The sequence below is a fragment of the Paraburkholderia hospita genome, from assembly GCF_002902965.1.
Taxonomy (GTDB): domain Bacteria; phylum Pseudomonadota; class Gammaproteobacteria; order Burkholderiales; family Burkholderiaceae; genus Paraburkholderia; species Paraburkholderia hospita.
In genome coordinates, this window is the sequence record NZ_CP026108.1 from 577,498 (window position 1) to 591,073 (window position 13,576).

Genomic DNA, 13,576 nt, shown 5'->3' on the forward strand with positions numbered 1-13,576 from the left:
ACACCCGGCGAGTCGTTCATCGCCAGCCTGCCGCTTGGGGCTGCAGCGGTACCCCTTCAGTCTGGGTATTCGGTGCGTTCTTTCCTGACTGGCTGTTCTGTATCGCCGCGGGGGTCGTCGGAACGTTCATCGTGCACAGGGTAGTGAGCAAGCGGCACCAGCTCGGCGTCCTGAATCCGTTGGCCCTCAGCTATCCAATGTTGACGATACTTTTCGCCGTGTTGACGTGGCTCCTCTTCTTCCCTCGGTGCCCCCCGGAACCGCGCGCATGCGCCAGGCTCCGGACAGGCCCCGAAAGAGATGGCCCGCCATGCTGATCAGGCTGGCCGCCGCCCTGCTGCTCAGCTTCCCTCTATTGCGCCTGCGCGTGGTGGAGCGACTCGAGGCAGAGCTGGATGATGCAGGGACGGGGGACGGGCGCGAATGTCCCGTCGCGTTCTTGTACGCAAGCCCAGCTCCGTCGTAACTGGCGGCGCCGCGAGCCGGTCGGCCGAAGCCCACCGCGGCCACCCCGAGACACGCTTTCGTCTGAAGGCCGCCGGCCGCGTCGGGTTCGTTGCCAGCATCCCCGCGGAGAGCTGATGCGGCCGTACAGACCCTATGCAGCCCATGCGGATGTGCCGCAGGACCCTGATATCGAAACCCTGATCGGAGACTCGATACACCCCTACATTCCTAATCCCCTACGACAGCGAAATGGATTGCCCTGCGTCAATCATTAAGACTCCAGAAATCAGCGATCGACTGCGAGAAACTATCGCGGCGCTCGCTGACGAGCATTCATACCTCCTTGACCACTGCTACGCAGCGGTCATGCAGGTAGACGGATACGCGACCCTTGGACTATCCGAGAAAAGGGATATTCGGAACTCGATCGGCTTGTTCGTGAAGCGCTGGTGCAGTTCGATTCTCGAACAGGCGTGGTTCGCGCCCGCGGAGATGGAGAAATTCGAGGCGTCGGTCAGGCGGCGTGTTCACCAGGGCATTTCCCTCGTAGCCATACTATGTGCATTTCGGCTGGGCACCAAAGAGCTTTGGCTAGCTCACCTCGACCTAGCGGAACACGATAACGCCTTGCGCGACGACCTGCTCTTCGTGATATCGCCGTACCTGCTCGAATATTCCGACTTCATGGCCCAGTTTATCGGGCGGATATTTCTCGACGAACAATTCCAGCAGACGAGCTGGAGGGCCGAAGTGAGGCGCCAGCTGTGCGATCTGGTATTCAACGGCACGAGCGATGACCAGGACTTCTGTCGGATCGGACGCAGCCTTGGGTTCGATGCGACCGTGCCGCGCACCGCCTTGGCCATCGATTACGAGTTGAGCGACGTGTCCAGGATGAATCCCGGGGGTGCCTTCGGGTACCTTGTCCACGACATTGCGGGTCATATCAAGATCCCCGCCGATCACGTCGTTTATGTCACACGACGCGGCTGGCTCGTCCTATGGGTTCCGTGCAGCTGTGGAAGCTCGTTGATTTTCAGTCAGCGTCTGCTGTTGGAAGCGATCGTCGCCTTTGCGAAAAGGTCGGGCGAGGTCCGGGCCGTTGGAGTCGGATTCGTGAATCAGGGGGCGAAGGGGCGGGCGACCTCGGCGGAGGAAGCGATGACAGCGCTCAACTTTGGGTTGCACGGCGATGGAGCAAGGAAGGTGTACCTGTATTCGGATATCGCCATTGACGAAAGCATTCGTTCCAACGGAAGCGCTCTGCGCTACTTCGAATCCATGCTTTCGGAAATCCTGCTTGAAAAGGACTTGATGACGACCCGGGAGTGCTACTTCGAGAACAGCCAGCACCGTAAGGCAACCGCCGCTTCACTTGGCATACATCCCAATACGCTGAACCACAGGATCGCCCGCATCGAGACGTTGCTCGGCGCCGAACTCGATGCTCCAAGCTGGATAGCCCGGCTCTTTATCGCCCTGAATCTGCGCAATGCTATCCGTGTCTATCGAGGAGGCGACGCAGAAAACTCCGCCACCAGGACGGAGGATTGACCTTGAGGTTGCATTCGACCGTCGATTCCCGCGTCAGATGGGTCAGGGTTTGGTGCAAATTACGGGCGAATGCCCCTTCATGGCATTCTCGGAACTAGCACCTCCAAACGGCCCGTCTGTGGACAGTAGGGACATCAAAGCCACGCCGGTGTGAAACAGAAACGCCAACGATGAGAATGTGAATACGCCATCGATCAGGGAGACATATCGAGAGGCCCGAGCAGATGGCGAACAGCGCGGGCGGTCCGACCTTCCACGCAAGCCAATCGGGCTACAGAGGGGCGCATGTGGAAAATTGCCGCCGACGACCTCTTCGATTTCCGTCTGCCAGAGCGGAGAAGCGTCCGCTGCTGAGGCTAGCAAGTAACCGTAAATGCAGAAAAGCTGAAGAAGAAATAAAGCCCAGCACGTCCGCGACGGCGAAAAGGCCGTCGCGGAAATGAAGCCATTCTCCAGATTGAAAAAGATCTCAGTATCATTGCCGAAATCCGCGGCGAGGCAGGCCGATACGCGATTCCTCGATAAGCGCGGGAATCCGTGTGCGCAATGTAACCCGCGCCCGATTTCAATGCTCGTATCGTGCGCGCCATAGACTGCGACGGGACTTTGTGCATGCGCGAGCGTGGTGTGCACCGCGATCGAGGCCAGCACGACGCGAGCTCGCGGGCAAAGCGTAAATGGTTCATTCAGGTAGAAAGCGGCGCATTCAATGCGCCGCACAGACTACAAGATAAACGGGATGCGCGGCGCGTGCCGCCTACTGCCGCGGCAACGCGTAGGCAATCACATAGTCGCCGAGCGTTGTGCCGAACGAGCCATGCCCGCCTGCCGCGATCACGACGTACTGACGGCCGTTGATCGAATAGGTCATAGGCGTGGCCTGACCGCCTGCGGGAAGGCGTGCCTGCCAAAGCTGCTTGCCGTTGTTCACGTCGAACGCGCGGATGTAATTGTCCGCTGTCGCGCCAATGAACACGACATTGCCCGCAGTGACGATCGGACCACCCAGCATCGGCATGCCCATCCTGAACGGCAGTGGAATCGGCGAACTGTCGCGCACCGTGCCGATGCGCTTCTTCCACACGATCTCATTCGTCTTGAGATCAATCGCAGAGATATAGCCCCATGCGGGTTGCTTGCACGGCAAGCCAAACGGCGAGAGGAACGGGTTGAGCGTCACGCCGTACGGCAAACCGTATTGCGGCTGGATGCCTGATTCCGTGCCACTGCCCTTGGCACCCTGCTGAGGCTCCATTGGATTGCCCGGGCCACGCGGGATCAGACGCGAGACGAACGGCAGCGCGATCGGGTTCGCGACGGCGACCTGGCGGTCGGTGTCGACGGCAATACCGCCCCACTCGAACATGCCCAGATTGCCAGGGAACACGAGTGTGCCCTGCAGCGACGGCGGCGTGAACGTGCCTTCGTAACGCAGCTTGTGGAACATCAGGCGGCACACGAGCTGATCGTACATCGTCGCGCCCCACATGTCGGCGTCGGTCAGGTTCTTCGACGGCCGAAACGTGAGCTGCGAGAACGGCTGCGTCGGCGCAACGTGATCGCCTGGGGCGGCGCCTTGCGGCACAGGCGTTTCGGGCGCCGGCACGACTGGCACACCAGTGCGGCGGTCGAGCACGAACAGATTGCCGGTCTTGGCGGGCGCGTACACGACCGGCACGCTGTTGCCGTCCTTGTACGCGATGTCGGCGAGCGTGGGCTGCGACGGCTGGTCCATGTCCCACAGATCGTGGTGCGCGGTCTGGTAGAACCAGTCGAGCTTGCCAGTCGAGGCGTGGAGCGCGAGCAGGCCACTGGCGTAATGCTCCTGCTCCGGCGTTCGGTTGCCGCCCCAGATGTCCGGTGTCGTCACACCCATCGGCAGATAGACGATATCGAGCCTGGCGTCGTAGGCGGCGGGTGCCCACGAGTTCGGCGAATTCCACGTGTAATGCTCGCCCGGGCCCGGAATGTGATTCGGTTCCTTCGCGCCAGGATCGAACGCCCAGAGCAATTCGCCCGTGCGCACGTCAAAGCCGCGGATGACGCCCGATGGCTCGCGTGTCGAGAAGTTGTCTTCGACCGCGCCCGCCACGATGATCACCTTGCTCGTGACGATCGACGGCGAGGTGGGTTCGTACATGCCCGCCGTCGTGACCGGCTGGGCGTGTTGAAGGTCGAGGTCGCCCTTGTTGCCGAAGCCCTCGCAACGTTGGCCCGTCAGCGCGTCGAGTGCGTAGAGGTGGCCGTCGTTGACGGGCAGGTAGATCCGACGCGTACAGGCTGCCGTGGCAGCGGAGCCCGAGGCGTCCGCGGTTACGGCGGCATCGCTCGCCGGCGCCACCGTGGGTGCGGCCGCCGTCGCACTGGTCGACAGATCGACATACGACACGCCGCGGCAAGTCACGTGCTGGAAAGACGGATCGGGCTTCAGTTCTGGATCGAACTTCCACTTGAGCGTGCCCGTCTTCGCGTCGAGCGCGAACAGGATCTGGTGCGGCGAGCACAGGTAAAGCAGGTCACCGATCTTGATCGGTGTGACTTCGTTGGTAATCTCGACAGGATCGTTGGGCCCCTTCATGTCGCCCGTGCGGAAGGTCCAGGCCACCTGGAGATTCTTCACGTTCTCAGGCGTGATCTGCTGCAATGGCGAGTAGCGAGTGCCTTCCTGGGTGCGTCCATAGGCAGGCCAGTCGGCGGCGTCGATCCCGGCGCCGATGCCGCTCGCGGGCCCGGAAGCGTTCAGTGTGCCGTTGACCTGCTGCGGATCATTGAAGCTCGCGTACACGAGCACGCCCGCCCATGCCAGGAGCGCGACGACGAGCGACGCGATGCCCAGCTTGCGCTCGCCCTCCAGCCGCCCGCTCATGAGCAGCAGCAGCCACACCCCGAAGATGACGAGCACACCCGAGCGCGGCGCGAGCGCCCAGAAGTCGGGACCCGACTCCAGGAGAGCCCAGATCGCCGTGCCGACAAGCACGAGCGCATAAAGCACGAACGCGGCGGGACTGCGCCGCCAGAGCAGCCACGCCACGCCCAGCAGCACGACGCCTGTGACGATGTAGTACGCCGAGCCGCCGAGCGCGAGCAGCCATGCGCCACCGATCAGCAGATAAAGCGCGGTCAGCACCGTAAACAACAATGTGACGACGCCGATCACGCCCGGCGAATTCGATTGACTGGTCATGATGATCTCAACCTTCTTGAGTGGATGCCACCTGCCGTCGCTACCGACGCCGAATTCACACGCCGGAGCACAGTAGAAAACATGTTAGAACGTGTGCATCATCCCGACGTAAACGCCAGTTTGCGATTCACCAGGCATCGGACTCGTCGGCGAGGACGAATCGCGCGGCGTCGCGAACACTGAGAAAGTACCGTTCCTGCTGTTGTTCACATAGGAGACGGTTCCATAGAGGAATGTGCGCGCAGAGAGGTTGTAGGTGGTGCCGAGCGCATAGAGCATCGCATGGCTGGCAGGGTCGTGCGAAGCATCGCCGGCGCCTTCGCAGACGTGGATATAAAAGCCCGCCGCCGTCACCGCCCAGCGCGGCGTGGCCTGATACGTGACGCCCAGCCAATAGTGATCGGCGCTATCGGACACGCCCGCGGGCGAATCGGGCGCCGCGTAGTGCGTGTATGCCGCCTGAATCTTGAACTTCTGCACGCGTATATTTGTACCGACGAAATACTCGCGCGAGGCCGTGAAGATGTTGGAGAAGCGGCCGTTCGAATCGCGTAGCTCGTCGTAGATACCGCGCACGTCGAACAGAGGAGAATGGTACGTGAGCATGATGCCGTCCGAGCGGCCAAAGTCGCCTTCAGGGCCGTTGTTGAAGCCGCTTGCTTGATTGCCGAGCGCATACTGGCCCTGAACGTCGAAGCCATGGAAGACCGGGCTGTGGTACTCGACGTTATTGTTCGTCTGCTGCCAGTTGCGTCCTCGCACGAGTGAAGCTGACGACACGGCCTGCTGCACGAACGGATCGAATTCCCAGACGCCGTCGCTGTCGATAAAGAGGTTACGCCCGGCCTGCAGCTGGCCCCATGTCTCGTCCTTGAGGCCCACATACGCGCGACGCGAGAAGAGCCTGGCGCCGCCCGTAGTACCGTTCATGATCTGCAGCGCGGTTTCGAGGTCAAACAGTGCGGACATGCCGCCGCCAAGATCTTCGGTGCCCTTGAAGCCCAGCATGCTGGTACCCCAGTCGCCGCCTTCCGCGCTCCAACGGGTCGAGCTGCCGCCCGTGCCGTTGGCGATGTGATTCAGATATTCGAGACCGCCATCGACACGGCCATAAAGTACCACGCCAGATTGTGCAGAAGCAGCCGTGCTCGCTGCGACCAGGATGATAGTGCACAGTAGACATCTCACGTTGGGCTCCAGGCTGACGTCCCTTTCATTTTTCTTTCCGCCCCGGCGGCCACTGTCTTTTTCTGTAGCTTCGTCAGCGACGAGTCAAATTGGACCATCAACTCAATTGATCGCTCCTTGCATACGCGTTCCGAACTCATCGATGAGCACTGCTAACACGTTCCGGAACTTTGGAGCACATCTTGGCGAGGGTCAAGCATAACTAGATTAAAAGGCGCAGCGGTCACCTGGTATTACATATTTGTTGTAGCCGGTTGCCCCAGGTTTGCTTGCGGTCTCCTTACTGCCTTCGCGCCCAATGATCGTCGATGTGGCCAGCCGACCTCGCATGATTCCTGCCGCCAAGTTGCAACCGCACGTAAGGATCCGACATCCCGCTGCCGGTTCCAGCAATTCGCGACTGACCGCAACTGGCCCGATCACTGCCGCTTTCCTTGGCCTACCGCGGCGGCATACTGAGGAGCAGAATCGCCCCGAGCCACGTGCTTGCCTCTCGCACCCGCGAACACCGCGAGATACAGGTTTATGTAGTGGCGGCTCTCCATTCTGCTCACTATCATGAAGGCAAGGTAGGGCCTTGCAGTTGAACCCCAGCTCATTGAGCGTTCAATGCTTCGACCAGTTCGTACGCGTGCTTCCCTACACGGCGGGACTGATTCGTGCCGCGCCCGAGTACTTCTGGAGCCGGCTCCGATATCATCCCAACGCAATCCAATGCCTGTCCGGCAGCGCATTTGCGCCCCGACCTGCCGACCCGACCAACATGCCTCAATTTCCCCTGACCTCGCGCCGAGGCTTCTTTCGCTCGGCCGTAGCGCTGGTTCCGCCAGGAACGCTCGCCGCGTGCGATCTAAAGTCGTCCGGCACGTCGGCGCCAGATTCAAACAAGGCAGCATCCGGACCGCAAGCGTCCGGCGTCGACTACAAACCGCATTTCTTCGACACGAAGGAATGGGCGTTTATCCATGCGGCAGTCGACCGTCTGATTCCGGCGGACAGCGAAGGCCCGGGCGGCGTCGAAGCCGGCGTGCCCGAATTCATCGACAGGCAGATGGATACGCCGTACGCACACGGCGCGTCTGGTACATGCAGGCGCCGTTCACGCAGGGCGCGCCCGAACTCGACTACCCGTTGAAGCTCGTGCCGCGCGATCTGTACCGCCTCGGCATCGCGGCAGTCAACGCGTACAGCACGAAGACCTACACGCTTTCATTCGACGCGCTCGATGCAGCCGCACGCGACAACGTGCTCGGCGCGCTCGAGAAAGGCAAGGTCGATCTGGAGAACGTTCCGGCCGAGGTGTTCTTCGGACAACTATTGCAAAATACGCGCGAAGGCTATTTCTGCGACCCGATTCACGGCGGCAATCGCGACATGGGCGGCTGGAAGCTGATCGGCTTCCCCGGCGCGCGCGCCGATTTCATGGACTTCGTGAATCAGAACGGCCAGCCGTATCCATACGGTCCGACGTCGATTGAAGGAAAGCGTACGTGATGACCGGTCAAATCAAACCGCACGTCGACGCGGTAATCGTCGGCTTCGGCTGGACCGGCGCGATTCTCGCGAAGGAACTCACCGAAGCGGGCCTGAAAGTGCTCGCGCTCGAACGCGGCGAGTATCGCCACACCTATCCGGACGGCGCGTATCCGAACACGATCGACGAACTGACGTACAACGTCCGCAAGAAGCTGTTTCTCGATCTCTCGAAGACCACGGTCTCGATCCGTCATACACCGAACGATACCGCCCTGCCGTATCGCCAGTTGGCCGCATTCCTGCCGGGCGAGGGCGTCGGCGGCGCGGGGCTGCACTGGTCGGGCGTGCACTTCCGCATCACGCCGGAGGAACTGCGACTGCGCAGCCACTACGAGGAACGCTACGGTAAACGCTTCATTCCCGAAGGGATGACGATCCAGGACTATGGCGTCAGCTACGATGAACTCGAACCGCATTTCGATTTCGCCGAGAAAGTGTTCGGCACCTCGGGGCAGGCGTACAAGGTAAACGGCAAGGTAGTCGGCGACGGTAACATCTACGAAGCACCGCGCAGCGACAACTTCCCGCTGCCCGCGCAGCAGAACACCTATTCCGCCGAGCGCTTCGGCAAGGCTGCGCGCGAACTCGGGCTGAATCCGTACCGCCTGCCGTCGACGAATACGTCGGGTCCGTACACGAACCCTTACGGCGTGCAGATGGGCCCGTGCAACTTGGCTATTTTTGCCCATCCCCCGAAAACTGAAAATTCTCCTCAAATCTTTTCCAGGCAAGGCATTCCGGGAATGCGCAGTAGGGAAAATCGCCGACCAAACTATGTTGGAGACAGGGAGTCGAATTCCTGCAAGACATGCCGCAAATCCCTGCTGCGTTCGCTATTCGGACTGGGCGGCTCCTCCAGCAATCGATGGAGCAAGGCTTTCAGGTCAGAGACGTAGGCAGGTGCCCACGGCTGAGCGGATGCAATAGCCCGAATCAGGGCACGGTACTCTCCGTACTGTTCGGAGGCGATCGCCGCGACAACTTTCATGGTGAATTCCATCGGTTCGACGTCCGCGTCGACGCTTACCCTGACCAGATCGGAGCAGGCCTCGTCGAAAACGCAGCTGACTTCCCATCCCTCTTCGGTCGTACGCTCAAAGATTGTTCCGGCCAGCGTGAAGAGCTGCCACATCAGATCCGGCGCAAGATCGGGCGCCGCCGCGGAAACATTCGAGGCAATGGTGACCCGCATGGCGTCGAGCTCCTCGGCCGGTTCGCCCACCTGCTCCGCGTCGAGAAATGCCGTTTGTGCGCCGAACTCGCTGACCCACTGGCGAACGGCATCCGCAACGTTTTCGCCTTTTTGTGCGGACAGCTCGAATTGCAACCGACGACGCATCGCCGGGTTCGTCATAGCCGCCTCGGCCAGCAGCGTCGCCAAGCCTCCTCGTCCGACAGCCGCCAATGCTTTGGCATCGATCGGATTCTCCTCGTTCGACATTGCTCCTCCTGCAGAATGAAAGCCGCTGAGGCCACGGTTACGGTGAAATGGTGGATCGCTCGGTTGTGCTACGTTCGGCAACGCAACTCAAGGCCCGCCCGCAGCCAGCAAGCTGACGCTCAGGCAAAGCGAAACTCTGATTCCCACTTGCGCGCGTTCAAGAATATAAACTCATGTCCGCCTCGCACCGCCTCTCGATCCTCACACGTGCCGAAATCGACGAACTGTATGCGTTGCCGCGCTTTACCGACGAAGACCGGCACACGTACTTCGAGCTCGGCAACGCCGAACAGCAGCTCGTCCGGGCGCGCACACTTCCGGTCGCGGTCCACCTCATCCTGCAACTCGGGTACTTCAAGGCCAGATTCCAGTTCTTCCACTACGACCCGCCGGCCGGGGCAGATGATCTGCGCTACATCGTCGCGCGGCACTTCCCCGACGAAGCGCCTCCCGCCATAGCGATTCCTTCGGCACCGACGCGCCGCGCCCTACAGCACAGCATCCTTGATCTGTTCGGCTTTCGGCTATGCGAGGGTGCCACGAAGGCCGACCTCGAAAAGCGGGCACGGCGCCTTGCGAGGCTTTCCACACAGCCCGCCTTCATCCTGCGCGAATGCCTGCAGTATCTGAAGCACGAACGTGTTGTCGCGCCTACCTACTCATTCCTGCAGGACATGGTTGGGCGTGCGGTCGCTGCGGAGCGCCAGCGCGTCTCGGCGCTGCTCGAACGTGCGCTCACCAGGTCAATCGCGCAGCAGCTCGATGCGATGCTCGAGGTCGACGACTCGATCTATCAGGTGACGCTCCTCAAGCGCGAACCAAAGGACTTCAGCTACAAGGAACTGCAGCAGGAATCCGAACGCAGAGCGTTCTTCGCACCGCTTTACGCATTCGCCCAGCGGTTTCTCGACGCCACCGGCATCTCCGCGGACAGCATCCGCTACTATGCCTCGCTCGTCACCTTCTACACCGTCTACAAGCTGCGTCGCATGGCCCCCGGCGTCGCGCGCCTGTACCTGCTGTGCTTCACCTGCCACCGCTTTCGCCAGGTAAACGACCGCCTGATCGAGGCCTTCATCTGTCTCGTCAACGACTACGAGCAGACTGCGCGGCAGGCTGCGGGCGAGGCGGCGCAAAACGCGCTCACCGAAGCGGGCACTCACCTGAAAGCCGCGGGTGAGGTCCTGCGCCTGTTCGTCGACGGCTCGATTCCATATAATGCCTCCTTTGCCAGCGTGCGCCAGAGAGCTTTCGCGTTGCTCGCGCCCGAACGCATCGAGACCGTTGCACAATACATGTGCAACGTCACCTTCGATAAGGCCAGCTTCGAGTGGTCACGCTATACGGCGCTCTCACACGCGTTCAAACGCAATCTGCGGCATCTGTTTGCCGAACTGGCCGTGGCCGGCCGCGTCGAAGATACGCCGTTGCTCGAAGCCGTCGACTTTCTGCAGGAGTGCCTGCGCGGCGGCACGCCACTTCGACAGTGCAATCCATCGTCCTTCCCCACGGCGTTCATCCCGAAGACACTCAAGCCCCATCTCTATCACCCCGGATCCGGCAAGGCGAAGCGGCTCGATGTGGATCGCTTCGAGTTTCTCGTCTACCGGCTGCTGCGCAACGCACTTGAGGCAGGCGACGTCTTCTGTCACGACAGCAACGAGTTTCGCCGTTTCGAAGACGACCTGATCAGTGACGCGCGCTGGCGGCACAAGGACGCCATTCTCAACGAGCTCAACCTGCAAGTCCTGCTCGCGCCCGTCGCGCAGACGCTTGCCGGTTTGCATGATGACATCGAGCGCCTCCTCGAACATGTCAACCATCACATCGACGGAGGCGACGATCCCTACCTCAGGGTTCGGCACCAGGGCGGCAAGCCTCGCCTGAACCTGGGCTATCCGGAGCCCGATGAGAACGTCAATCACGCCTTCTACGGCCAGATCCCCAGCATCGACATCGCGCGGCTGCTCTGGTTCGTTGCCGTTCGCACCGGCTTTCTCGAGGGATTCACGCATGTGCTCGACCGGTACGTCAAACACGAGGCCGATCTACGGGAGCTCCTCGCCTGTATCATCGCAATGGGCACCAATATGGGGCTGCGCAAAATGGCCGAAGTCTCGGGCCTCAGTTACGCCGCGCTCGTGAGTTGCGCACGCAATTATCTTCGCGTTGAAACAGTGCACTCGGCCAATGATGCGATCAGCAATGCGACTGCGGAGCTGCCCGCCTTTCACCTCTTCAACATCGGCGACCAGATCCATTCAAGCAGTGATGGCCAGCGCTTCGAGACCCAGTTCGATACCTTCCAGGCTCGCCATTCGCCCAAATACTTCGGCCTCGACAAGGGTATCAGCGCAAACACCGCCGTCGCTAACCACGTGCCGTTCAACCTGACCGTCTTCGGCGCTAACGAACACGAGAGCCATTACGTGTTCGATCTGCTCTACAACAACACCTCCGACATCCGCCCACAACTGCATTCCACCGACACGCACGGCACCAACCAGGTGAACTACTGGATCCTGTATGCATTCGGCTATCAGTTCGCGCCGCGCTATCGCGACTTTCACAAGAAACTTGCCGGCCTCGTTGGCCGTCATGCACCGGGTCACTACGGCAAGTGGCTCATCAAACCCTCGCGCAAATCCAATGACGAAATGATCATCCGTGAATGGCCCGCCGTCCAGCGGATCATGGCCTCGCTCGGCCAGAAGCAGGTCTCGCAGGCCACCATCGTGCGCAAGCTCGCGAGCTACAAGCGCCAGAACCAGACGAAAAAGGCGCTGTGGGAGCTCGACAACCTCTGCCGTACACGCCACATCCTGCAGTTCATCAACGATGTCGGCCTGCGTCAGTCAATACAGAAGGCCCTCAACCGGGGTGAAGCGTATCACCGGCTGCGCCGCGCCGTCGCCTTCGTCAACGGCGGCAAGCTGCGCGTGCACACCGAGGCCGAGCAGCAATTGTGGAACGAGTGCGCGCGCCTCATCGCCAACGCCATCATCCATTACAACACCACGCTGCTCTCGCGGGTTCACGAGCAGAAGCGTGCCACGGGCGACGAGGCCGCGATGGCGTTCATCGCCAGCATGTCGCCAGTCGCCTGGCGGCACGTCAACCTCTTTGGCGCCATGGATTTCGGCGCCGCGACCGCGCCAGTCGACATCGACGCGCTCGCCTCGTATTACGCCGACCCCGAGTACTGGGCCCGCATGCGCAGGCGGCAGCCGACGAGGAGGATGAGGACGGCTGACACCCGACTTTCAGGACGCCAGTTCCGCCATTCATCTGGCCCGGGAAGCCTTGTCCGTGAGGGTCTAAAGGAGATTGTCACTTTTCGGGGGGTGGGCGAAAATTGCCTTTTTCGTGCCCTGTTTGCAATCGATCGCTGCTCCTAGCCTAGCCTATGACATTGGTGTGTTTGCAGACGGGAGCATGTCGCCGAAACGTTCTGGTCCTTCGCATAAGGCAAATGCTTCGCATCCCGAAATAGATCAGAAGAAAAGATCATCCTCTGAAAATAAGCGGCGTTCACGGTACAAAGCGTGAGGCTGTTCGGGACAAACTGCGGTCAAGAGAGCGCATCTTGGCAGCGGTAATGTTGCAGCTTTAGTTCAATTCCCATGAGTGTCGCGACTTTACATCAATTCAAAGTGACAACAACTTGCAACCCCCTATGGGGTGGTTCGTTGATTGGTGCGGGTTTCCGGCTACCGAGGGGGTTGCATGTTTAGTTCGATTGACAGATAGCGCGCGGCTCGGACGAGGCATACAGCCAGACGTGAGCCGCGCGCGCTCGCTCTACGAGCAAGCCGTTGACCTTAGGCCCAAGGCCTCGGCGCACAATCTCGGACTTTTCTGGGAGGGGTGCGGGGAGTGGAAGACAACAAGGTGATCCCGGACCGCGCGAAGGCCATGCAGAGCTATCGACGCAGTGGAGATGACGTGCGCTGCCAACGCCGTTTGCAAGCGCTGCGCTAAAGCAGTTCCTGTCCGCCTTCCAGCGTCGCGCAGGCCGACTGGACATGGTTGTCTCTGCTTCACTGCCCGGCCGTGTCTGCACAAAACCGTCGCCGGCTAACGGACTGTGCCCAAGTAAGGCAGAAGTCAGACCTTTGCATCGCGCCCGGAGAGAATCTGTGGCGTGTCGATGGTCTGCGACGCTTCAGAACCGACTGCCGTGCTCCAATTGAATCAGTCTCCGCGGCGACAGGGAACCGTTGTCA

5 protein-coding genes and 4 pseudogenes are annotated in these 13,576 nt (G+C 60.9%); 5 read left to right on the forward strand and 4 right to left on the reverse strand.

Annotated features, from left to right (window positions below):
* Nucleotides 1-65: 65 nt before the first annotated feature.
* Nucleotides 66-317, forward strand: a pseudogene (locus C2L64_RS47065) (YtcA family lipoprotein); the annotation flags it as partial.
* 496 nt (nt 318-813) lie between these two features.
* Nucleotides 814-2,001, forward strand: coding sequence for a PucR family transcriptional regulator (locus C2L64_RS47070; RefSeq protein WP_158660623.1), 1,188 nt, complete (start codon nt 814-816; stop codon nt 1,999-2,001).
* A 42-nt stretch (nt 2,002-2,043) separates the two neighbouring features.
* On the opposite strand, the gene C2L64_RS53805 is transcribed toward C2L64_RS47070, so the two are convergent.
* The 3 genes from C2L64_RS53805 to C2L64_RS47080 form a co-directional block, all read right to left on the reverse strand.
* A complete protein-coding gene (locus C2L64_RS53805) occupies nt 2,044-2,652 on the reverse strand; it encodes a hypothetical protein (protein ID WP_158660624.1) in 609 nt (202 codons plus the stop codon).
* A 106-nt stretch (nt 2,653-2,758) separates the two neighbouring features.
* A complete protein-coding gene (locus tag C2L64_RS47075; protein ID WP_103154138.1) occupies nt 2,759-5,185 on the reverse strand; it encodes a glucose/quinate/shikimate family membrane-bound PQQ-dependent dehydrogenase in 2,427 nt (808 codons plus the stop codon).
* A gap of 84 nt (nt 5,186-5,269) precedes the next feature.
* The gene (locus C2L64_RS47080; RefSeq protein WP_244212261.1) at nt 5,270-6,373 is read right to left on the reverse strand and encodes a porin; all 1,104 of its coding nucleotides are present in this window, start codon (nt 6,371-6,373) and stop codon (nt 5,270-5,272) included.
* 763 nt (nt 6,374-7,136) lie between these two features.
* On the opposite strand from C2L64_RS47080, the pseudogene C2L64_RS47090 reads away from it, so the two are divergent.
* A pseudogene (locus C2L64_RS47090) lies at nt 7,137-7,867 on the forward strand (gluconate 2-dehydrogenase subunit 3 family protein).
* Nucleotides 7,867-8,580, forward strand: a pseudogene (locus C2L64_RS47095) (GMC family oxidoreductase); the annotation flags it as partial. The pseudogenes C2L64_RS47090 and C2L64_RS47095, both read left to right, overlap by 1 nt.
* A 101-nt stretch (nt 8,581-8,681) precedes the next feature.
* On the opposite strand, the gene C2L64_RS47100 reads toward C2L64_RS47095, so the two are convergent.
* A complete protein-coding gene (locus tag C2L64_RS47100) occupies nt 8,682-9,350 on the reverse strand; it encodes a DUF6880 family protein (RefSeq protein ID WP_103154140.1) in 669 nt (222 codons plus the stop codon).
* Nucleotides 9,351-9,523: 173 nt separating this feature from the next.
* On the opposite strand from C2L64_RS47100, the pseudogene C2L64_RS47105 reads away from it, so the two are divergent.
* Nucleotides 9,524-12,603 (forward strand): annotated as a pseudogene (locus tag C2L64_RS47105) (Tn3 family transposase).
* Nucleotides 12,604-13,576: the final 973 nt, after the last annotated feature.

Bases quoted from the DNA above. Each gene is read 5' to 3' on its own strand.
- C2L64_RS47070 (WP_158660623.1), top strand. From the start codon at position 814: ATGCAGGTAGACGGATACGCGACCCTTGGACTATCCGAGAAAAGGGAT.
- C2L64_RS47075 (WP_103154138.1), bottom strand. From the start codon at position 5,185: ATGACCAGTCAATCGAATTCGCCGGGCGTGATCGGCGTCGTCACATTG.
- C2L64_RS47100 (WP_103154140.1), bottom strand. From the start codon at position 9,350: ATGTCGAACGAGGAGAATCCGATCGATGCCAAAGCATTGGCGGCTGTC.